The organism is Spirochaetia bacterium 38H-sp, assembly GCA_039023545.1.
Taxonomy (GTDB): Bacteria; Spirochaetota; Spirochaetia; order Winmispirales; family Winmispiraceae; genus Rarispira; species Rarispira pelagica.
The window spans coordinates 141,476-162,715 of record JBCHKQ010000001.1; the positions used below are offsets into that span (position 1 = coordinate 141,476).

19 protein-coding genes are annotated in these 21,240 nt (G+C 38.0%); 9 read left to right on the forward strand and 10 right to left on the reverse strand.

The features are described 5' to 3' along the window. Positions 1-1,164, reverse strand: a complete 1,164-nt coding sequence (locus WKV44_00590; protein ID MEM5947033.1) for a hypothetical protein — start codon at positions 1,162-1,164, stop codon at positions 1-3. A gap of 133 nt (positions 1,165-1,297) precedes the next feature. Between WKV44_00590 and WKV44_00595 the strand changes: the two genes are divergently transcribed. After that, positions 1,298-3,109 carry a putative glycoside hydrolase gene (locus tag WKV44_00595; protein ID MEM5947034.1) on the forward strand — a complete coding sequence of 604 codons (1,812 nt, stop codon included), beginning with the start codon at positions 1,298-1,300 and terminating at the stop codon, positions 3,107-3,109. A gap of 186 nt (positions 3,110-3,295) precedes the next feature. Here WKV44_00595 and WKV44_00600 read toward each other — a convergent pair whose 3' ends face one another. Continuing rightward, positions 3,296-4,198, reverse strand: coding sequence for a GGDEF domain-containing protein (locus WKV44_00600; protein ID MEM5947035.1), 903 nt, complete (start codon positions 4,196-4,198; stop codon positions 3,296-3,298). Positions 4,199-4,253: 55 nt separating this feature from the next. Between WKV44_00600 and WKV44_00605 the strand changes: the two genes are divergently transcribed. Continuing rightward, complete coding sequence (locus WKV44_00605) at positions 4,254-4,826, forward strand: manganese efflux pump MntP family protein (GenBank protein ID MEM5947036.1); 573 nt, start codon at positions 4,254-4,256, stop codon at positions 4,824-4,826. Between the two features lie 177 nt (positions 4,827-5,003). Here WKV44_00605 and WKV44_00610 read toward each other — a convergent pair whose 3' ends face one another. From WKV44_00610 to WKV44_00620, 3 genes are all read right to left on the reverse strand, one after another. Continuing rightward, positions 5,004-6,593, reverse strand: a complete 1,590-nt coding sequence (locus tag WKV44_00610) for a P-loop NTPase (GenBank protein ID MEM5947037.1) — start codon at positions 6,591-6,593, stop codon at positions 5,004-5,006. A gap of 34 nt (positions 6,594-6,627) precedes the next feature. After that, a complete protein-coding gene (locus WKV44_00615) occupies positions 6,628-7,011 on the reverse strand; it encodes a response regulator (protein MEM5947038.1) in 384 nt (127 codons plus the stop codon). Between the two features lie 68 nt (positions 7,012-7,079). After that, positions 7,080-8,219, reverse strand: a complete 1,140-nt coding sequence (locus tag WKV44_00620) for an aldo/keto reductase (GenBank protein ID MEM5947039.1) — start codon at positions 8,217-8,219, stop codon at positions 7,080-7,082. 320 nt (positions 8,220-8,539) lie between these two features. Between WKV44_00620 and leuS the strand changes: the two genes are divergently transcribed. Beyond that, the gene (gene leuS, locus WKV44_00625) at positions 8,540-10,969 is read left to right on the forward strand and encodes a leucine--tRNA ligase (protein ID MEM5947040.1); all 2,430 of its coding nucleotides are present in this window, start codon (positions 8,540-8,542) and stop codon (positions 10,967-10,969) included. 78 nt (positions 10,970-11,047) lie between these two features. Here leuS and WKV44_00630 read toward each other — a convergent pair whose 3' ends face one another. Next, a complete protein-coding gene (locus WKV44_00630; protein ID MEM5947041.1) occupies positions 11,048-11,779 on the reverse strand; it encodes a hypothetical protein in 732 nt (243 codons plus the stop codon). Beyond that, complete coding sequence (locus WKV44_00635; GenBank protein MEM5947042.1) at positions 11,776-12,309, reverse strand: DUF4416 family protein; 534 nt, start codon at positions 12,307-12,309, stop codon at positions 11,776-11,778. Before WKV44_00635 ends, WKV44_00630 begins: the two co-directional genes overlap by 4 nt. Before the next feature lie 52 nt (positions 12,310-12,361). On the opposite strand from WKV44_00635, the gene WKV44_00640 reads away from it, so the two are divergent. Next, complete coding sequence (locus WKV44_00640; GenBank protein MEM5947043.1) at positions 12,362-13,786, forward strand: hypothetical protein; 1,425 nt, start codon at positions 12,362-12,364, stop codon at positions 13,784-13,786. Here the strand turns inward: WKV44_00640 and aroF are convergent, their stop codons facing one another. Together aroF and WKV44_00650 are read right to left on the reverse strand one after the other, a co-directional pair. Further along, on the reverse strand, positions 13,787-15,679 hold the full coding sequence (gene aroF, locus WKV44_00645) for a 3-deoxy-7-phosphoheptulonate synthase (GenBank protein ID MEM5947044.1): 1,893 nt from the start codon (positions 15,677-15,679) through the stop codon (positions 13,787-13,789). A 9-nt stretch (positions 15,680-15,688) separates the two neighbouring features. Next, a complete protein-coding gene (locus tag WKV44_00650) occupies positions 15,689-16,447 on the reverse strand; it encodes a transglycosylase SLT domain-containing protein (GenBank protein MEM5947045.1) in 759 nt (252 codons plus the stop codon). 273 nt (positions 16,448-16,720) lie between these two features. On the opposite strand from WKV44_00650, the gene WKV44_00655 reads away from it, so the two are divergent. Further along, positions 16,721-17,071, forward strand: a complete 351-nt coding sequence (locus tag WKV44_00655; GenBank protein MEM5947046.1) for a response regulator — start codon at positions 16,721-16,723, stop codon at positions 17,069-17,071. 7 nt (positions 17,072-17,078) lie between these two features. Beyond that, entirely contained in the window at positions 17,079-18,689 is a 1,611-nt protein-coding gene (locus tag WKV44_00660; GenBank protein MEM5947047.1) for a peptide ABC transporter substrate-binding protein, read from the forward strand. Here the strand turns inward: WKV44_00660 and WKV44_00665 are convergent. Then, complete coding sequence (locus tag WKV44_00665) at positions 18,686-19,387, reverse strand: TVP38/TMEM64 family protein (GenBank protein ID MEM5947048.1); 702 nt, start codon at positions 19,385-19,387, stop codon at positions 18,686-18,688. The genes WKV44_00660 and WKV44_00665 overlap by 4 nt on opposite strands. Positions 19,388-19,452: 65 nt before the next feature. On the opposite strand from WKV44_00665, the gene WKV44_00670 reads away from it, so the two are divergent. From WKV44_00670 to ispF, 3 genes are read left to right on the forward strand one after another with little or no spacing between them, the layout of a single operon-like run. Next, positions 19,453-20,109, forward strand: coding sequence for a CarD family transcriptional regulator (locus WKV44_00670; protein MEM5947049.1), 657 nt, complete (start codon positions 19,453-19,455; stop codon positions 20,107-20,109). Next, positions 20,081-20,764 (forward strand): IspD/TarI family cytidylyltransferase, encoded by a 684-nt coding sequence (locus WKV44_00675; GenBank protein ID MEM5947050.1) that lies wholly within the window; start codon positions 20,081-20,083, stop codon positions 20,762-20,764. Before WKV44_00670 ends, WKV44_00675 begins: the two co-directional genes overlap by 29 nt. Beyond that, entirely contained in the window at positions 20,761-21,240 is a 480-nt protein-coding gene (ispF, locus tag WKV44_00680; protein MEM5947051.1) for a 2-C-methyl-D-erythritol 2,4-cyclodiphosphate synthase, read from the forward strand. Before WKV44_00675 ends, ispF begins: the two co-directional genes overlap by 4 nt.

The following is a 21,240-nucleotide window of genomic DNA, read 5'->3' on the forward strand; positions in this document are numbered from 1 at the left end:
TTACTCCAGGCAATAGATATTTGCAGCAGTTACACCATCCGTATCAGAATAAAATACAAGATACTTTTCTCCGGTATCAGCCAGCGCAGCCTTGATACCATTGGTATAAGAATACAGACTGTAAGGACTATCTGTTTTGGAAGAAGATAGAGAATCATCCTTTCTTATAAGGACAAGAGAACCTGAGCCATCATCATACAGGATAGAAAACCCTTCTGCTTCCATATTGACATCAAGAACACTAACAGTACCAAGTCCCCAAGCTTTACTCCATATTAAATTAGCAGAGTTTAAAAAAATTCCTATTATATCTGTCATATCTGTATCAAGAAAAAAATAATGAGAATTATTGTTACGCAGGGGCAATGCACCAACACCGCTTATAGTTGCAGTAATAGTATCTGAAGAAGAAGCAGAAATTGCATCCGACACAATCGAGAAAAAAACAGAGTTTAAAACTGTTGCACTCGTACCATCATCATCCGCAATAAGCAACATTCCTTCTCCGCTGCCATCACTCCGCATAGAAAGCCCTCCTACAGACATTGATGTTACAGAACCGGAATACACTATTATAGAATCAATAAGACTTGCAGAAGAGGTAGATGTGTCCAAGAGTATGATTTTTACATCCTTTGAAGAATCTGTGTATGCAAAAGCCCATCTGTCAGTACCCATAAAAACAGGCTCGCTCATTTCATGATAGGAAGCAGCTCCAGAAGCCACTACGGTAAAACTGCTTAGGATATTAAGCTCACTGTCAATTAGAAAGAACATAATATCCCCACCATCATATACACTTATACCAATATTCCCACCGCCTGTTGTTGCTTTTATTGCACCTATACTGCTTGAGGCTGTTGCAAGATTACTTGCCCCTACCTTTACAACTGCATCCTCATCACAGGACAATGCAGACAGGACTGTCCCATCAGGCGTATAAAGAAGAACAGCAGCACTACCGCTCCACACTGCCGTAAAGGAAGAAGCAGTGCTGATTCCCATATCATGTTGATTTATGTTTTTCAATGCTATCGCATAAGTATCTGCATTATAAGAAAGCGGATCAAGAGGATTGGAAAAATCTGGCAATCTATATCCGCAGGATATCATACTCTGAGAAAATAAAAAAAGAGAAAAATAGAAAAATATTTTCTTTCCCATACAGCCAGCATACATCAAAAACAGGCTTATTTCAAACGATAAAAAAGAGAAGGCTTCTAAAGCTGTTTTTATTATAAGAGCAGTTTTGACTTATGCCTTTATTTCTTTATCCTTTTATGATAAAAATAGAATAATGCAAAAAAAGATAATTTTGTTTTTTCTGGTTCTAATTTTTTCTTTTCCCATCTTTTCTCAAGAGCTACCGGCAACAGAGATTATACCGGTACAGTTTCTGATAAAAAAACATGCATTATACGTATCTGCCGATAACGGCAAGAGCTGGCAGGAATGCAATATTCCAGGATTAAAAGGAGAGTTTACTTCTTTTTCATGGGATAGAAACGCTACGTCCTTTTTTATTATTTCCACAATGCACCAGCTGGCCATAACAAAGGACAGCGGTCTGTCGTGGAAACTTATCAATGTAGGAGAAAAAATAGAAAGCAGCACCCATATAAGAAGCATTGCAATAGACAAGGGTAAGATATATCTTGGGACATCATTTGGCTCTGTTAGAGTTAGCACGGATGGAGGAAATAGCTGGAAAAAAATAGAGCTTCCGCCTAAGATGCCATTTTTCTTTGGCGGCAATTTTTATGAGGAAATTGCAGGTATTGCTCCTTTTGCAGACGGTTTTGCAGTACTTCTTGGCTTTAAAAATGGCGAATATCTTTTTGATGCATCTTTTTCCAATTATAAAAAGCTTGAAGAACCGGATATCTCCGTAGTACGTCAAATTTTCCCGGAATGGGGATTTAACCTCCAATCAGTTCTCAATTCTTCTTATGTGCTTGTAACACCTGATAAGGGCAGCATAATAAAAATAGACTTTCCACAGGTTACGGATATGGAGAGAGAAAAGCGGCTTGCTCTTGCTTACAATAAATATGCCATATACATACGCGGAGACCTTGCAAAGCCGCAATCCATTGACAAATATATAGAGCTCATAAAGGAGCATGGTTTTAATGCTGCTGTCATTGACTTTAAGGACGAAAATGGACTTATCCGCTATGACAGCAAACTGGAACTGCCACAGAAGATTGGCGCAGTAAGGCCTTTTTTTACAGCAGAGGAACTCATAAAAAAGCTGCACGAGAATAACATATATGTCATAGCCAGGATAGCTGTCTTTAAAGATAAGATGTTTTCTCTTTATGATGGCAGTAAATATGCCTTCATGGATTCCCGTACGGGGAAACCTTGGGGGGTTTTTAAGAAAATAAAAGAAGAGAATAGCGAAGACAGCCGTATTGTGCAGGTAGAATACTGGACAGATGCTTTCTCGGAAGATGTCAGAAAATACAATGTTTCCATAGCAGAGGAGATTGCCTCACTTGGGGCGGATGAGATTCAGTTTGACTATATCAGATTTCCTTCTGACGGTGAGCCTCAGTTCATAGTTTCAAAACACAAACCGGACAATTGGATACGGTCAGATGCTCTTGTTGCATTTTTAAAAGATGTAAGAGAAAAGATTAGTGTACCTATAAGTGTCGATGTTTTTGGCTTTAATGCCACAAGCAGGATGACTTATCTGGGACAGGATATTACAAGATTATGGCCTTATATAGATGTTCTGTGCCCCATGTATTATCCTTCTCACTACGGGGACTTCTACAGAGCGGATATGAGATATTTGGACAGAGCAAGATGGATTTATCAAGAACATACGAGGCGCGCCGCTCTTATGACAGAAAACAATATTATAATAAGGCCTTATGTCCAGGCTTTTCTTCTTGGTGGAGAACTCAAATTTGATGAGACTACTTATTATGAGTATCTAAGGCTTCAGATTGAAGGTTCTCTTGCGGGAGGAGGTTCTGGATATACTCTATGGAATGCTTCCGGAAGATATTACATGGTACCACCCGACTTTAGAGCGTACCAACAGGAGCTTAAAGCTACTGCAGGAGAGAGTTCTTCTCATGTCAGTCTGGACTAGTTATTATCTGCTCAGGAAAAATAATGTCTTTTCATGTTCCAACTATGTTATGCAGGTTCCCTGTCTTCTCTAAATTTTTCTCCCTTATTTGCCGTAGGCAGGCCTTGCCGCAATCACAGCACCTGCTCTCTTAATACAGCGCGGGAAGGCCGTTCGGTATAAAAATAGTTTTTAAAGAAGAAAATTTCAGTCCGCAAGAATAGCCATGTTTTTCCCAAGTTCTTTTGCACGGTACATAGCCCTGTCCGCACGCTTGAGAAAATCCTGGAGATTCTCGTCTTTTTTATACTCGGCAACGCCTATGCTGACGGTTATAAAAACGGTCTTATCCTGCACTGTCACACCAAGCTGAGAACATGCAAGCCTCAATCTCTCTGCCACTGCCATGGCTGCTTCCTCGCAGGTCTCTGGCAGCAAAATGGCAAACTCCTCGCCTCCGTAGCGGTAACCAGAATCATTTTCTCTAAGACTCTCACGAATAAGGCGACCAATCTTACGCAATACCCTGTCGCCTGCAAGGTGTCCATATGTGTCGTTAAACTTCTTAAAATTATCCAAATCCAGAAACAGGAGAGATAGACATCTATCATATCGCGTTGCACGTATAGTTTCCTTGGAAAGTCGTTCGTAAAAAAAGCGTGAGTTGTACAAACCGGTAAGATCATCTGTTATTGATAAAAGCAAAAGCCGTTCTTTTTGCACAGAAAGGTCATCTATTGTCTTTTTGTACATACGCATGAGAAATACAATGCCCGTTGTTATGGACAGAATAGCAAAAACGTAAAATATCTGCAAAATACGCATTGCATATTCATCAACAATAAATATAATTGAGGCAAGAAACTCACCCCACATTGCAGTAAGCAGAAAGACATTACCTATAAATAGCAGTATCATATATTTCAGAGAGAACATCTCCCGCCTTAGAAGCAAAAACCACACCATTGAAACAAGAAACATAAAAAAGTGGAGAAGAGTCTTTAGAGAAAGAGAGAGCTCACCTGTCGGAAAAGTAAAATAAAAAGCGACAGTCTCCGATATAAGTAAAAAGAAAATAATAAGCAAAGAAAGAAAAGCCTTATCCTTCATTCCTACTCCTATTTTAGACTTTACAAAAAAAAAAATCATTAGTATAGTCCGTAAAATGCCGGTTTTTATTACCATAACAGTAGGCATAAGCCTGTCCATAGATGCCTGTGCAGCAACAGTCTCAAGCGTATGCACATATATTGAGATAAAAAAACGACATATAGCACTTATGGCTGCCTTTTTCGGAGTATTTCAGGCAGGCATGGTACTTGCGGGCAGTCTGCTGGGCTCTACAATCATCCGATATATAGAAACATGGGACCACTGGATAGCCTTTATTCTCCTAGCCGGTGCAGGCAGCAAAATGATAGTAGAAGGCATAAGAAACAGAAAAAACGCAGAATGCGAAGCAAAAGAAGGTCGTCCATCCATTCCAACAATCCTGGCACTATCTTTTGCAACAAGCATAGACGCCCTGGGCGTAGGACTCAGCCTGGGACTCGTAGGCATAAACATAACAGAAACAGCAATTCTGATAGGTATGATAACACTCTTTCTCAGCCTTGCAGCAGGCCTCATAGGAAAACTCATAGCACACCTTATAGAAGGAATAGCAGAAATACTCGGCGGTATAGTCCTTTGGATAATAGGCCTTAAAATACTGATAAGCCACATCTTTTTTTCTTAGACCGAACGGATTGACTGCGCAATCACCCTGTCAAGCAACACACAAAAAAGCAAAAACATAACCAGCACTCATAACACATGCAAAGAAGCGCAGTCAATCCTGCCTCTGGCAATAGAAAATAATAAAAAAGAATCCTGCATACAAACAAAGAAAATATAATCGCCAGCACAAGAAAAATCAGGGAGCAGAAACCCTGTTTGCATCCGCAAGAAAAGAAAGCAGAACATTTGCTCCTCGCCTTATCTCCTCACCCGCAGCATTGTACTTAAACCCAAAGAACACACCCAGACCAGAATGTAAAGTATCATGCAAAAAAGCACTCAGAAGCTTAAGATAAGACGCACGCTTTACAGAACCATCCTTCTCACAAAAAATAAAATCCTTAAGCTTATATTTATCCGCAAGCCTGTGTAGCTGAGCCATAAAAAGCGGAAACAATCTGCTCACAAGCCTGACATACGAATTATGATAAGCCTCATCCTTTTCTATAAGATAACGTATCTGCGCAGAGCGGTTTCTGTGGAGACGCCCGTCCTCACCTCTCTTAGAAGGAACAAAATCCATAATAAAACGCTCAACTGTCGGATTATCCCCAAGCATATGGAGAGCAAAAGAAAAAACAAGAAGACCGGCGAGATTATTGAGAAAAGGATTCTTCCTACAATAAGGACGCATAGCTGCAAGCAACCTTACAAGAAGCTTATGGATACGGGAAGAAGAAGCAATAGAAGAATCAAAGACAGCAAAATCATGCTTATTCATCCTCTTCTTAAGCCCGTCTGAGACCTCACATAAAATACACCACAAAGAATTGGAAAGCAGATTTTTTAAAAAAAGTCGGCATTTATCAAGAGAAGCGGAAAAAACTGCAAAAGAATCCACGGATACAATAGCCTCAAGAGAAGAAGAAAAAGAAGAAAGAAAACCATCCACATCAGAAGAAAAACCATCCTCTATAGCCCTGATCCATAAAGCCTTTACAGATGCAGGAAGAGAAAGAGAATCCGACCACAAAGACAAAACCTGATTTTTTACAACAGAAACAGCCTCAAACAGTCTTGCATCCAGAGCAAAAGAAACAGAAAGCTCAGCACTAAGTAAATCAAGAGAAGGATCATAAGGCACTCTTGCCAAAGTTACAATACGTTTTGCCTCATCAGGCAAAATCCTAAGCTCATCTGGAGCAAACCGATTATAGGTAGAAATAACAGCATCGGGCACAAAGCCAGGCTCAATAACAGGCTTAAAACGATTAAGCCATAAAAAAGGCCTTGCATAAGGATTAACATCAAAAAGAGCTCTAAGATATCCCCCAGTAGAGACATGAGAAGTCGGCTCTCCAGTAGAAACAACAAGAACATCCCTTATAGCCGGCAAAAAAATAAGAGTCTCATCCTGAGAAATACCCGGCGGGAAATCCATGATAAGAAAATCATAACGCCTTTCCAACTCTGGCAAAAACCTTATAAAAAGATCATCATATATTCTGCGGGAATCAGAAACCTTTCTCTCAAGCACAGGATACAAAATATCAAAACGCGGCATATAAGAAAAAAGCACATCCTCAAGCCCATAGCCATCAGAAACATGCCTGTAAGACTCCAGAGAAGAAAGAGGGATATCCAGTATTACGTGAATATTGGCAAGAGGGTCAAGATCAACAAGCCCCACACGGAACCCTCGCCTTACATACCATAGAGCAAGATTTAAAGCAGTTGTGGACTTACCTACACCACCCTTACCTGACGCAACAGCAAGAACACGCATAAAACCCCTGGATAAAGATAACAAAAAATAACAATCAATGCCAGATCTGACGCATCTTGGTCTCTACGGTTTTCTGGGTTATAGGCTTTACCATATACATATCACACTTATAGCCTATAGCCTTCTGCACAGTCTCAAGGTCCCTATCGCCTGTAACAACTATCTTCTTGGAAAACCAGCCATCTAAGAGTTCCTTCTCCCGCTGATAACAATAACTAAGCAAATCAAGACCGCTGCCATCGGGCAGATGAATATCTATGCTGATAAGATCATAAGGAAGCTCATCCTCTATAGCCTTTTCAAAGAGGATCTTGGCCTCCGCCATACTCGCAACAGAATCACACATACCATAAGAAGACAAAAAATGCGTCAATTTCTCTCTCGATAGAAACTCATCATCTACAATTAGAATTCTCATATAGATATTGTTATTCAGAGAACTCTGATTTTCAACAATCACTCGAGAAAAAAATAAAAGTTTATTTATCAAACCTCAAGAACCATCGCAGATTTCTTAAGCCAGTCAATAATCTCTATGGACTGCGGACATTTTTCCAGACATTCACCACATTCCACACAATCAGAAGCTCTATGCCCCTTGGGAATCCATCTGTAAGATCCCCTGGCAGCATCCACATCGGAAAATACAACAGAATCATTATATATTTTAAAAATCCTTGGTATCTCAACATCATTGGGACAGGGCTGACAATAATTACAAGCCGTACAGGGGATAACCTTGGAAGACTCAAGCTTTTCTCTCACTCTAGCTATTATGGCAAGATCATTGGAAGAAAGATTGCCAACAGATGCAGCATCAGAAGATGCAAGACTGACATTTTCCTCCACCTGCTCCATTGTGCTCATTCCACTCAAAAGCATTGCAACACCTTCCTTATTCCACAACCACCTAAAAGCCCATTCTACAGGAGACCAACTCCTGCCAGATTCTTTCCATATAGTTTCAAGCAGAGGATTAGACTTTGCTATATAACCACCAAGAAGAGGCTCCATAACAATCACCGGGATTCCTTTCTTACTGGCATACAAGAAACCCTCCGTTCCGGCTTGATAATTTTCATTCATATAATTGTACTGTATTTGACAAAAATCCCAGTCAAAAGAATCGACATATCTTTTAAACTCGGAAAGCTCATCATGAAAAGAAAATCCTCTAAACCTTATTTTACCTTCCTCAACCTTTCTATCCAACCAAGAAAGCAAATCAAATCGCTCTACTGTCTGCCACGCCCCTTTATTTAAAGAATGAAGAAGGTAAAAATCTATATAGTCTGTTCTCAGTCTCTTAAGCTGCTCATAAAAAATCCTATCTGCATCCTTCTCGTTATTGATTTCCCAGACAGGAAGCTTTGTAGCAATAAAAACATCTTCTCTGCGCAAATTGGCAGAAACGAACTCTCCAACAAAAGCCTCGCTGGTCCCCCCATGATAAGGCCAAGCGGTATCAAGATAGTTGAGTCCCTTATCTATAGCATATTTTATTATCCTGGAAGCTTCTGTCTTATCTATAACATTGGAGCGAGAAGCAATAACAGGCAAACGCATACAGCCAAATCCAAGAGAAGAAAGTTTTACACCCAATTTTGGAAGCTCTCTATAATGCATATTACACTCCTGCTATATGAGATTACTTATATATTTTATACTATTTATTTGGTTTAATAAACATAAAAAGAACCAAAAAAAATTAGAGATTTTTGAGATTTTTTATTTTTTTCTATTGACAATCGTACTCCCTTTTTTATATATTTATATCAGAAGATGTGAGCAACAATCTTCTCAGGTTTCACCTCCTTTCCTGAGAAGAAAAATGAGTTACCCGTTTTTATGCCCCTCAGGTTTCTACCTCCTTTCCTGAGGGGCTTTTTTTATAATCATAACAATTATATTGACTTATAAACCAAGCTGCTGTATCATCCAAAACCATGAAAGACTACCCTTTTCAAAAAATAGAAAAAAAATGGCAGGATTATTGGCTGTCCAACAAGACCTTTTCTGTAAAAGAAGATCCCACAGTTCCAAAAGAAAAAAGAAAATATGTTCTTGACATGTTTCCTTATCCATCAGCACAAGGATTACATGTAGGACACCCGGAAGGCTACACTGCAACAGACATATACTGCAGATACCTTAGGATGAAAGGCTACAAAGTACTCCATCCTATGGGCTTTGACTCCTTTGGTCTGCCTGCAGAAATATATGCGATAACAACAGGAACACATCCCCGCATAACAACAGAGCAAAATATAAACAAATTCAGAAAACAGATACAAGCCCTTGGCTTTTCTTACGATTGGGATAGAGAAATATCAACACACACTCCGGAATACTACAAATGGACACAGTGGATGTTCCTCAAAATGTATGAAAAAGGCCTTGCGTACATGGCAGAAATACCAGTCTGGTATTGCGAAGAACTTGGAACAGTACTTGCAAACGAGGAAGTGCTCCAGACTCCAGAAGGCCCTCGATCAGAGAGAGGTAATCACCCTGTAGTAAGAAAACCCTTGAGACAATGGATGCTAAAAATAACAGCATACGCTGACAGACTTCTGGAAGGACTGGATAAACTAGACTGGCCAGAATCCATAAAAGCCATGCAGAGAAACTGGATCGGCAAAAGCGAGGGAGCCAATGTCCGTTTTAAAATAAAAGGCTATGAAGAAAATTTGGAAGTCTTTACCACAAGACCGGATACCCTTTTTGGTGCAACTTATATGGTAATAGCACCAGAGCACCCTCTTGTAGAAAAGATAACAACAGAAAAACAAAAACAGGCAGTAAAAGAATACATAGAAAAAGCTCAGTTAAAATCAGACTTGGAAAGAACAGACCTTGCAAAAGAAAAAACAGGAGTTTTCACAGGCGCATATGCAATAAACCCTTTTACACAACAGGAAATCCCTATTTGGATATCCGATTACATCCTTATGAGCTATGGAACAGGCGCAATAATGGCAGTGCCCGCACATGATGAGAGAGACTGGGAATTTGCCAAGAAATTTAATCTGCCCATCATTCAGGTAGTGTCAAGAGACGGGAAACCCCAAGAGCTTACAGAAGCCTTTACAGAAGAAGGCATAAGCATAAACTCAGGACAATTCTCAGGACTTCCCACAAAAGAAGCAAAAGAGAAAATTATCAGTTATATAGAAGAAAACAAGCTGGGGAGAAGAGCTGTCAACTACAGACTAAGAGACTGGATATTCTCAAGACAGAGATACTGGGGAGAACCATTTCCAGTAGTACACGTAGAAGGAGATGGAGTACAAGCCGTCCCATATTCAGAATTACCTGTAACACTTCCTGAGGTAAAAAGCTACAAACCCACAGGAACAGGAGAATCGCCCTTAGCTGCAATAAAGGAGTGGGTTGAAACAAATGCACCAGATGGCTCGGGGAGAAAAGCCTACAGAGAAACCAACACCATGCCGCAGTGGGCAGGCTCATGCTGGTACTATCTGAGATATCTAGACCCTCACAATGACAAAGAATTCGCATCAAAAGATAAAATAGAATATTGGATGCCTGTAGACCTGTACGTAGGAGGAGCAGAACACGCAGTACTTCACCTCCTATACGCAAGATTCTGGCACAAAGTGCTCTATGATCTCGGGCTTGTAAACACCGACGAACCCTTCATGAGACTTGTAAACCAAGGCATGATCCTCGGAGAAGACGGCGAAAAAATGTCAAAATCCAGAGGTAACGTAGTAAACCCCGATGACATAATAAAAGAATACGGTGCCGACTCGCTTAGAATGTACGAGATGTTTATGGGACCACTGGAAGTCACAAAACCATGGTCAACAAAAGGCCTCTACGGAGTACACAGATTCCTGACAAGAGTATGGAGGATAAGCGAACGTCCCATAGTAGAAACAGAGCCAGAAAAAGAGCACCTTATAGCATTACACAAAACCATAAAAAAAGTTACCAATGACACAGACACACTCAACTTCAATACAGCAATAGCCCAGATGATGACCTATATCAATCAAATCAACAACCTCAAGGAAATCCCAAGAAAACTCTGGGAACCATTTGTACTCCTTCTCGCACCCTATGCACCTCACATAGCAGAAGAAATGTGGGAAAAACTCGGACACAAAGAAAGCCTGGCATACCACCCATGGCCTCAATACGATGAAAAACTCACAATAGACAAAAAAATTACAGTAGTAGTACAGATAAACGGCAAAGTAAGAGCAAAACTGGAAACAGAAAGAGATACCCCCAAGGAAGACCTGGAGAAGCTGGCACTCTCTAACCAAAGAATAAAAGAACTATTGCAAGACAAAACCGTAAAAAAAATAATTACCGTTCCCAACAAAATAGTAAACATAGTCATATAAAAACAGACAATAAAAAAACCGAACGCCATACCCATAAGAGGGTATGGCGTTTTTGTCAACACAACCATAAAAAGAAAATCAAAACACCACTGACTCTGCCCTACCTCGCTCATCTACAAGTACAGAAAAGATTTCTCCTGTATCCACAGAAACAAACCTGCTAACCCCCTCTGGCAAAACGACCTCCATAGAACCATAAAAAGAACCAACATTCAATGGATCAGCAGAAACCCATACATAAGAACCAAAATCAAGCAACACAGAAAAACAATCCTTCTCGGAAACATCATAAACAGAAAAATCACCAGTAAGAATCGCATCACGTAGTCTCAACTTATCAAGAAAAATAGGACTGCTTACGCGCCTTTCAGACTCCTCAAGCAACCTCTTGACATTAAAAGAAGACAAAGAGAACCCCTCCCTAACCAGCTCATATAAAACAGAAACAACAGCACCATCCTCCCAACGAAGAGATACAAATGGGTTCTCACCTGGGAGAATAACTCCACCTGCAGGATATAGGATATCAATCCTACCCGCAAAACGAGGCATCAATAAAAAAACAGCATAAGAAAACACCGGCAACATGAGTTCTAAATCTTTAGAGAGCTCCTTATTATCTACAAAAAGCTCATAAGCAGAGTCAGTAATAACAAAAAGAGAATAATCTATATCAAGCAAATCCCAAGAAGAAGGAACAGACGGCAGAGTTACGGTAACAGAGTAATAAACCGTAGAACAAGAAAAAAACAAAACCATAAAAAGAAATATAAAAATAACCCGCATCAGATAGAAAACATAGAAAATCATATCTCTGATTGAGAAATCTGACTCTTAAATAAATTTCTGATATCTGATAAGACCTTCTTATACGACTCCTCCCTATAATCCGGATATGTCCAAGGAAGAGATAAAAAGTCCTTTTTTCTATAGAGCAAAGTTATCTCAGCGTAGATACCATCCCTTAGAGGTATTCTATGAGCATTATCCTTGGTAGTTGCAAGAATAACACGACTAAGATTTATAAGCCCCGGATCAAGATTTACAAATCTCCGACCATTCCTTAAGAATTCATTTTCTAGATTATTACTAGCAATCTTTATATCAGCAAGCAAAGAAGGATAAACAAGCTCTTTAAAAGCAATAAAAAATCTTTTTAAGCCTCTGCCCATCTCTTCTTCATAATAGTCGGTAAAAGAAAAATCCATAATCTCGGAAATATAATCAATGGCTCCCCACAACTCACCACATCTGGCAATTATCTCATCAAAATTTATAATAGGATTAAAAATAACAGCCACAAAAAGTTTATATTTCGGAAAAGGTTCTGCCACCCCCATAAGCTTACCTCAGTGTTGAAGTTTAAACAATTTTAACCAATACTAAATATATATGGAAGATATAAACAGCAACATAGAAAAAGAACAAGAATTTGGAGAACTCCTAGAAAAAGCTCTAACAGAAAAAACTCATGAGATAAACCAAAACATCCTCCCCGTATTAAAAGAAAAAATAAGAAGCTTTCATACAGCATATTCTACAATATACCAGAACCTCATAAAAAAAGGAGTAATACAGCAGGACCCCTACCACTACGAAGAACAAATGGCAGACATAAACATACCAGACACAAGCCCATTTTCAGAATCAGAAAGAATAAGCCAGATGAGTATAAGGCTGTCAGCATATGATAATCAACTTGATTTTTTAACTACATATTATCAATTTTCGCTTGATTTTATAACAATAGAAAGAATACAAAAAATAGCACAACTTATCAATTATTTTAACTGGCAAAATATAAGCCCCAGAGCAGAACAAATAAACACCCGCTCTATTGCAATAATAATAGATAAAGTTAAACTCGGAAGCGACTCCATGGCAGCAAAACTCATATCATCTTCTGTACAAACCCTTGAAAAATTACAAAAAGAAATAATGAGCATACTACGAGAAATACTTTCTTTCCAAAAAGAAGCTTATAAATTCAGAATAAGACAGATAATACTTATGACTGATAAGCTTGAGAAAAACATCTCAGAAGACAAATTCATTGAACACATTAAAAAAAATATGAAAAAACTTCCAGAAGGAAGCCCATTTTATAAAGAACTTATATTGCAGATATACCAGGAAGACTATGGAAAAGAAAGCAAACAGCTCCGCCAGGACATACTCAATAAAATAGGAATAAAAAAAGAAAAAAAACACAAAGAAGACAAAAGAACAGAGGAAATGCTCTTTATATTGCAAGATTCCCTAACTGCAATAACAACAGTAAGCTCCTCGCTTGATGCGGCCGCAAAAAAGTTATCTGCCAATATAAACCTGTACAAAGGCAGAAAAAAATCAGCATGGCAGAAACTTATAGAATGGCTTTCTGGTCTCTCTGGCAATAAAAAAGGACCTATATTTGATCTTGACTATGTTGACATAACTACTGGTAAAAGGATGCAAGAATCAATAGACATGATTATGTTTTTAAATAACATAAAAATCCTATCAAACAAACTGGATGCATATCACAAAAAACTTTTTACATACGGCATAAAACTCATAAAAGATAAAGAAGAAGAAAGCCTTGACAACATATCAAAACTCTTAGAAAAACTAGGAATAATATCCAGAAGGTTACAATCAACAGAAACATACCTCAAGTCAGAACTTAATAAAATAGAAAGAGAAAAAATACTTACTTTTAAAGAAGAAATAAACAAAATAAGAGCTGCAATACAACTTGCAAACCAAAAAAGACACGAATACATTGCAAGAAAAGAAGAAATAGAACAGCTTAAAAAACTAGGAATAGAAGAATAATCAGCTATAAATTCCCAATATCTTAAGGTTTTCTGCCAGACCTTCAAGCTTTTTGACCGTGTCAAAAAATACATTCTTATTTTCTGGAAGTTCTATATCAAGAAAAAACATATAATTCCACGGTTTCCCCTGGATAGGTCTTGACTCCAACTTCTTAAGATTCAACTTTGCGTCCGCTATTATCCTAAGACAACTTAGAAGAGCTCCTGGTTTATCCGGAGTTTGAAAAGAAAGAGAAGCTTTAGAAGGATTTTCTATAACAGGATGCTCTTCCCGTGCAATAATAAAAAATCTGGTATAATTTCTGGGATTACTTTCTATACCCTGCTTTAAAACCTTTACACCATAGTACTGAGCAGCAACCTCATTTGCTATTGCAGCCTTTCTTATATCCTTTTCTTTTGCAACATAAGCAACAGCACCTGCAGTATCATAAAAAGGAATACGCTCCCACTCGGGATGCTGATCAAGAAAATCCTTACATTGGGAAAGTCCTTGCGGATGAGAATAAACATACCTTATAGTATCAAAACTTGCATCTTCTATAGCTATGAGACTATGCTCTATTCTTATCTGAGTCTCCCCTACTATCTTAATATCCGGATACTGAAGCAACAAATCATAATTCTCAAGGATAGAACCCGCAAGAGAATTTTCTATAGGTATTATTCCATAATCAGCTTTTCCTTCTAGAACAGTGTTAAAAACATCAGAAAATGCCTGACAAGGGACAGTATCGAAGTCATATTTTGAAAAATACTGTGTAAGCGCCTTTTCCGAAAATGCACCGTGTTCTCCCTGAAAAGCAACAGTTAACTGAGTCGTATCGTTCTTTTCGGAGTAAACAGAATACAAAAGCCCGGAAGATTCCGGAATTTTCTCCACCTCCTTACCTATAACAGGAGACATGGCCTCAATATTTCTCATAAGCAGTTCAAACTGCTCTGGATACAAAGACTGAGCACCATCAGAAAGAGCCTTTTCCGGATTATTATGGACCTCAACCATAAGACCGTCAGCTCCTGCTGCTATGGCTGCAAGAGCCATAGGCATAACCTTTGTCCTGACACCTGTTGCATGACTTGGGTCCACAATCACAGGAAGATGACTAAGTTTCTTTATAACCGGTATGGCAGACAAATCAAGAGTATTTCTTGTATAAGTCTCAAAAGTTCTTATTCCTCTCTCACAAAGAATAACATCGTCAGTACCATGAGCAAGAAGATACTCTGCAGCCATAAGCCACTCTTCCATAGTAGCAGCAAGTCCTCTCTTAAGAATAACAGGCAACCCGGTGGCTCCTACCTTTTTGAGCAACTCGAAATTCTGCATATTTCTTGCACCGATTTGAAATATATCAACATATTTTATAAAGATTTCAACATGCTCTGGCGATACTATCTCAGATACAACAGGTATATTTAACTTATCCGACACTTCTTTTAAATATCTTAGCCCCTCTTCACCTAGACCCTGAAAAGAATACGGAGAAGTACGCGGTTTAAAAGCACCCCCCCTAAGTATCACAGCTCCGGAAGACTTAACGGATTCTGCAATAGAAAACAATTGTTCTCTATTCTCAACTGCACACGGACCGGCAATAACCGCTATGCGACCTCCACCTATTTTTATATTATTTTTGAGCTTTACAACAGTATCGGATTTTTTTAACTCTCGTGACGCAAGCTTGTAAGGCTTGCTTATAGGAATAACTCTTGCAACTCCCGGGAGTATTTCCACTTCTCGAATATCAATGGCTAGCTGGCCTACAGCACCGATGACAGTTTCCTCTTCGCCTATTATTTCTCTTATTTTAAGCTTCTTCTCAGATAAGAAGGCTATTATATTATCTTTTTTTTCCTTGGAGATTCCACGCTCTAATACAATAATCATAAAAAGACATTATTGCGTTGTTTTATTAGTGTCAACAGGCTTAAGCTCTCCATTATACGATTTGAAATATTTTTCTATATTGTTAGAGGAAACATCAGCCACCGAGTTCATATAAGAAAAAAACTTTTCTTCAAGTTTATTCTTGAATGTAAAATATTTTTCTATATATCGTAAAGTCATGGCCGGAGTACCACCTGTAACCACTCTGTATTTTCCTGCATTGTAATAGGCAAGAGCCAAAACCTCACTCTTTGCCTCTCTAAGACAATAACTTATATGCTGTATTCCATATTTTGCGTTTATATCCGGATTAAAGAAATCATCCTCTTCCAAATAAGGAAAGGTCTTTGAGTTGAGCTGAAAAAGGCCTCTATCTATGGAAGAAACATTTTCATTTATAGCATAAGGATAATACTCACTCTCTATGTAAGAAAGGGAAAAAGAAACAAAAAGAGGAACATTATACTTATCGGAATAATACAAAATAGGCAAAGCAATATCTCTACTGCCAGTAAGGTTAGTAAAAAAATCCATAACAAAATCACGACTTTCTTCCTGTCTGTAAAGAAAAAGAGCAGGGCTTTTACTTTTTTTTGCAAGAGCCAGTAAACCCCTTACTGCTTCTTGCCTTTTTTCCTCAACTACATTTTTATTATCAATAGGTATCCATTGCCCTGATAAAGTGTTTACAGGGAATTCCGCACAGCTTATAATAGCAAGGGTCAATAATATCAAAAATAATTTTACATAGCTTTGTGTATATTGCATCTTTTCATAAACCTCAATGTGATTATCACAAATTGTAAATCCTATTATAAATATAGAAAATCTACGAACAGAGACAATAATATCTATTTTTTTTTTAATAAAATCAAGTATGCTGCAAATAATCCGGAGGTTAAATAAATGAGGGGCGAAAAATTCTCGCCCCAAAAACATCATTCATGAAGGAAGGTGCTTATATTAACGGACTAAATCTTGCTTACTTGAGCAGATTATAAAATTGAAACATACTAAAAAACGGAGTATAAATATATGGTAATGAAAAAAATACTTTATGCAGAGGATGAGTTTACCAGCAGAAGCATATTGGAAGCCTATATGACAAAAGCAGGTGCAAAATGCTGTTTTGCTACAGACGGAGAGGCTGCCCTAAAATTGTTTGGAGAGAACTCTTTTGATCTTGTTATTCTTGATCAATATATGCCTATTATGTCAGGAGATAAGGTTGCAGCCATTATAAGAGAATCTGGCTCGGATATCCCTATCCTTGCAATAACCAGTGACGAAGGAGAAATAGAAAAACTCAAGAAAGCAGGAATAACAGAATGTTTTATAAAACCACTGCACAAAGAAGATTATCTTTATATAATAGAAAAATATCTAAAGTGAGGCAAAAATGAGAAAAATCCAGTATGCTATTGCATTGCTGATATTATCCTTATCCATTACCCTTTTAGGAGCAGAAGAAAAAGTTTTTTCTGCCAATATAACCCCCTTTCCCGACAATCTTAATCCACAAAGAATAGATAGGGTAAACGAAGCCAATATTGCAATAGCATTGTATGAAGGTCTTGTTTCATACAGTCCTGCCGATTTAAAACCTCTGCCGGGAGTAGCTTACAAATGGGAATGGAACAATGGATATACAGAAATTCGATTTTTTATAAGAGATAATGCATTTTTCTCAGATGGAAGTCCGGTTACTGCAGAAGATTTTAAAAGAAGCTGGCTGTATATGATAAGAGAAGGGCTGACATATGCATCTCTTCTGGATGTAATAGAGGGAGCAAAGGAATACAGGGAAAAAAAAGTGGATGACTCTCAAGTAAAAATAACAGCCGAATCAGATAAAGTACTCTTTCTTAAGCTCAAACATCCAGCCCCTTATATTCTTTCTTTTCTTGGACATCAGGCATTTGTTCCTATAAACAGCAAAATGGATATATCAAAAAAATGGCAGCCATCCAAAGAAATAATATGTAATGGTCCATACATGATAGAAACCATAGAAAAAGAGAAAATCATAATGAAAAAGAACCCATATTACTGGGACAAGGAATACCCAAAGATAGAAAAACTCATAATAACCTCCTATGAAGACAGAGACAAGGTGATGAGACTTTTCAACGGGGACGTAATACACTGGGCACCGGATGGAATCGATGTATCACAACTTGCAAACAGAAAAGCTTTAATCATAAATCCTCTGTTTTCCACTACTTTTTATTTTTTTGACGCAAGAATGGAACCATGGAATAATCCTGATGTCAGAAAAGCTCTAGCATTACTCGTTGACTGGTCAGATGCAAGAAATCCTCAAAAATATTTCTTTCCTACAGCAACATTGGTACCTTCTATTCCCGGATATCCGGAAATAGAAGGAATTACAAAACAGGATAAGACAAAAGCAATGGAACTTCTGGAAAAAGCTGGATATGCTGGAGGCAAAGGCCTGCCAGAGATGATAATATACTGTATGGAAGGTACGGAAGAAGAGTTCCAACAGTTTACCAAAGTATGGAAAGATGAAATAGGACTTAAAGTGACAATAAAATCTTTTTCTACCATGAAAGATTTTTTCTCCGCCATAGAACAAGGAGGATATTCTTTAAGTAGTATCACGTGGTTGGGCGATTTCCCTGATCCAATGACTTTTTTATCTCTGTGGCAAAGTACAAGTGGATTAAACTATGCTCATTATTCATCAGAAGAATATGATAAACTTATAGAAGAAGCAAACAAGAAGATAGGAACAGAAAGGTTATCTATGCTAGCTGAGGCAGAAAAATTTCTGTTGGAGAAGGATGTTATTGTTCTTCCTATTTCCAACTCTCCTGCCATAAATCTAATCGATCTGGATTGGATAGATGGTTGGTATCCTAATCCGCTTGATTTACATCCCTTCAAGTACATAGATTTTATGGAAAGCACAGATGAACAAGGGGTAATAAAATACAACCTATCAAACATGTCCGGAGCAGAATCAAGAAATAGGATATATTTTTAGTATTCTTGTTTTTTTCTTAAACGAGAGATAAGCTCTGTAAGCTTATCTCTCTTGAGACTGCCTATTATAAAAAGGCCTATTGCGACAGCACCTATAAGAGCCGCCATAAACCATTCTTTTTCAAAAAGGGCATGTCCTATCCATACGCTACCTATTATACCGGGAAATCTGGCTAGCATTGATATTATAAGAAAAGATGGGAAGTTTATGTTTCCCAGACCAGCAACGTAGCACAGGATATCTTTGGGAATGCCTGGAATAATAAAGAGTATAAAAAAAATACTTTCTGTTCTTTTTTTTAAGATAAAGGTATCAAAGTTTTCTATTTCTTTTTTTCCCACAAGATCTTCTATAAAACTTCTCCCTGAAAATTTTGCAATAAAATAGTTAAAGGAAGAACCCAATGCTATGCCAATTACAGAATAAAGAAAACCCAAAAAAGGACCAAATATAAATCCTCCTGATATCTGGGCAACTTCTCCAGGAATTATAAATATGATCACTTGAAGGATTTGAAAAATAATGAATCCAACAGGTGCCCATATACCCCAATCTTTTATTAGTGCCGATATTTTCTTGGAATCACTGATAATACTCCATAAATCCGGTGCAAATACAACAACAAGAAAAACAAGCAAAAAAATAACAAAAATGAAAACAGGAAAAATAAAATCCTTTGGCTTAAATTTGCCTTTCATACGTTAATTTTATCTGGTTTCAGCCCATTTGACTAGGTGCAAGTATTTATATATAATTGCAAGCTATGGCAGATAATATTATTTCTCCTGATAATATCCAGTTTAAGGTAAATGACCATGTGGTATATCCTCTTCAAGGTGTTGGAGAGGTTATAAGAATAGAGGAGAGAGATTTCGAGGGAAAAAAGCTTCTCTATTATATCATTTATATACCGGTATCTGATCTTACGATTATGGCTCCGGTTAATAAGGCAGAAGAAATAGGTATAAGGCCTATAGTCTCCAAAGAAGAAGCTCAAGAAGCTCTCAACTTTATGTCAGAAAACCCTCAAGCAGGTCCTACGGATTGGAAAACAAGATATCAGATGAACTATGACCTTCTGAAAAAGGGCAATATAATGGATATTGCCAAGGTCGTAAGAGCACTGTACTACAGAAGTAAGGTAAAAGAGTTGCCAATAATGGAAAGAAAGCTGTTTGACAGCGCACTTAAGATATTGATAGATGAAATCTCCTTTTCTCTCAATATTCCTATAAAAGAAGTAAACGATAGAATTTTTAGCAAGCTTGAGGAGGACTCTCCTGATACTGATGACATTATGGATGATGAGGACAAAGATATTGATGATATCGATGATGATATAGATCTCGATCTGGATTTAGATGAGGATGAGGATGAGGATGAGGACGAAGATGAAGACGAGGAAGATGACGAAGATTAATGCTTTTATAATTACTGCGGCAGGAAACAGCACCAGGATGGGAACGGGAGACAAAAAAGAATACAGGCTTCTCAATAAGAAGCCTGTTATTTTTTTTAGCATTGAGGCTGCTTTAAAAACAAATCTTTTTTCTGTTATTGCAGTAAGTCTCCCCCATGCTGATTTATCGGAATGGCAGGAAAAGATAATGTCAAAGTATGCAGATAGTAACTGCTGTTTTGTCTTTGTTAGCGGGGGCAAAACGCGTCAGGAATCAGTAAAAAATGCACTTATCGGTATAGAAAATCATGCTCCTGATTTTGTTCTGATTCACGATGGGGCAAGACCATGGGTTACTCCGGAGCTTATTGAGAGTGTACTTAAAAAGACATCGGCAACAGGTGCATGTGTTCCCATAATTCCTTCTGTAGATGCTGTAAAGAGAATATTGGATGACGGCAAGGTTATTGAGCATTTATCAAAATATGAATATGTCTCAGCTCAGACTCCTCAGGGATTTTCCTATCCTCTTATAAAGAAAGCTCATTTAGAATATGTTAATTCCGATAGACTTTTTTTTGATGATGCTGAAATGGTTGCAGCAATGGGTAAAGATGTTTTTTTTGTAAAAGGGGATGCAAGAAACAGAAAGATAACTTTTGGATGGGATTTATGATGGTTAGAATAGGTCAGGGTTATGATCTCCATAGGCTGGAAGATGGACTTCCTCTGATAATTGGTGGTGTTAGAATAGACAGTGCCAAAGGTTCTGTTGCTCATTCTGACGGGGATGTTCTTTTACATGCTCTCGCAGATGCGCTGTATGGTGCTGTTGCAGATGGTGATATCGGGTATCATTTTCCACCTTCCAATCCTGATTACCGCAATCTTAACAGCGCTGTCATTCTTAAACATGCAGTTAATCTCACAAGAGAAAAAGGCTTCTCTATCTCCAATATAGATTGTACAGTTGTTTTACAAAAACCAATCTTAAGACCATATATGAATGATATTATAGGAAAGATAGCCGAATTGTGCAGTATTCCCTCGGAGGCAGTATCAGTAAAAGCAAAAACAAAGGAAGGGGTAGATTCTACAGGCAAAGGTGAGGCTATAGAGGCTTTTTCTTCTGTTCTTATCTACAGGTCATAA

Bases quoted from the DNA above. Each gene is read 5' to 3' on its own strand.
- WKV44_00590 (MEM5947033.1), bottom strand. From the start codon at position 1,164: ATGGGAAAGAAAATATTTTTCTATTTTTCTCTTTTTTTATTTTCTCAG.
- WKV44_00595 (MEM5947034.1), top strand. From the start codon at position 1,298: ATGCAAAAAAAGATAATTTTGTTTTTTCTGGTTCTAATTTTTTCTTTT.
- WKV44_00600 (MEM5947035.1), bottom strand. From the start codon at position 4,198: ATGAAGGATAAGGCTTTTCTTTCTTTGCTTATTATTTTCTTTTTACTT.
- WKV44_00605 (MEM5947036.1), top strand. From the start codon at position 4,254: ATGCCGGTTTTTATTACCATAACAGTAGGCATAAGCCTGTCCATAGAT.
- WKV44_00610 (MEM5947037.1), bottom strand. From the start codon at position 6,593: ATGCGTGTTCTTGCTGTTGCGTCAGGTAAGGGTGGTGTAGGTAAGTCC.
- WKV44_00615 (MEM5947038.1), bottom strand. From the start codon at position 7,011: ATGAGAATTCTAATTGTAGATGATGAGTTTCTATCGAGAGAGAAATTG.
- WKV44_00620 (MEM5947039.1), bottom strand. From the start codon at position 8,219: ATGCATTATAGAGAGCTTCCAAAATTGGGTGTAAAACTTTCTTCTCTT.
- leuS (MEM5947040.1), top strand. From the start codon at position 8,540: ATGAAAGACTACCCTTTTCAAAAAATAGAAAAAAAATGGCAGGATTAT.
- WKV44_00630 (MEM5947041.1), bottom strand. From the start codon at position 11,779: ATGATTTTCTATGTTTTCTATCTGATGCGGGTTATTTTTATATTTCTT.
- WKV44_00635 (MEM5947042.1), bottom strand. From the start codon at position 12,309: ATGGGGGTGGCAGAACCTTTTCCGAAATATAAACTTTTTGTGGCTGTT.
- WKV44_00640 (MEM5947043.1), top strand. From the start codon at position 12,362: ATGGAAGATATAAACAGCAACATAGAAAAAGAACAAGAATTTGGAGAA.
- aroF (MEM5947044.1), bottom strand. From the start codon at position 15,679: ATGATTATTGTATTAGAGCGTGGAATCTCCAAGGAAAAAAAAGATAAT.
- WKV44_00650 (MEM5947045.1), bottom strand. From the start codon at position 16,447: ATGCAATATACACAAAGCTATGTAAAATTATTTTTGATATTATTGACC.
- WKV44_00655 (MEM5947046.1), top strand. From the start codon at position 16,721: ATGAAAAAAATACTTTATGCAGAGGATGAGTTTACCAGCAGAAGCATA.
- WKV44_00660 (MEM5947047.1), top strand. From the start codon at position 17,079: ATGAGAAAAATCCAGTATGCTATTGCATTGCTGATATTATCCTTATCC.
- WKV44_00665 (MEM5947048.1), bottom strand. From the start codon at position 19,387: ATGAAAGGCAAATTTAAGCCAAAGGATTTTATTTTTCCTGTTTTCATT.
- WKV44_00670 (MEM5947049.1), top strand. From the start codon at position 19,453: ATGGCAGATAATATTATTTCTCCTGATAATATCCAGTTTAAGGTAAAT.
- WKV44_00675 (MEM5947050.1), top strand. From the start codon at position 20,081: ATGAAGACGAGGAAGATGACGAAGATTAATGCTTTTATAATTACTGCG.
- ispF (MEM5947051.1), top strand. From the start codon at position 20,761: ATGATGGTTAGAATAGGTCAGGGTTATGATCTCCATAGGCTGGAAGAT.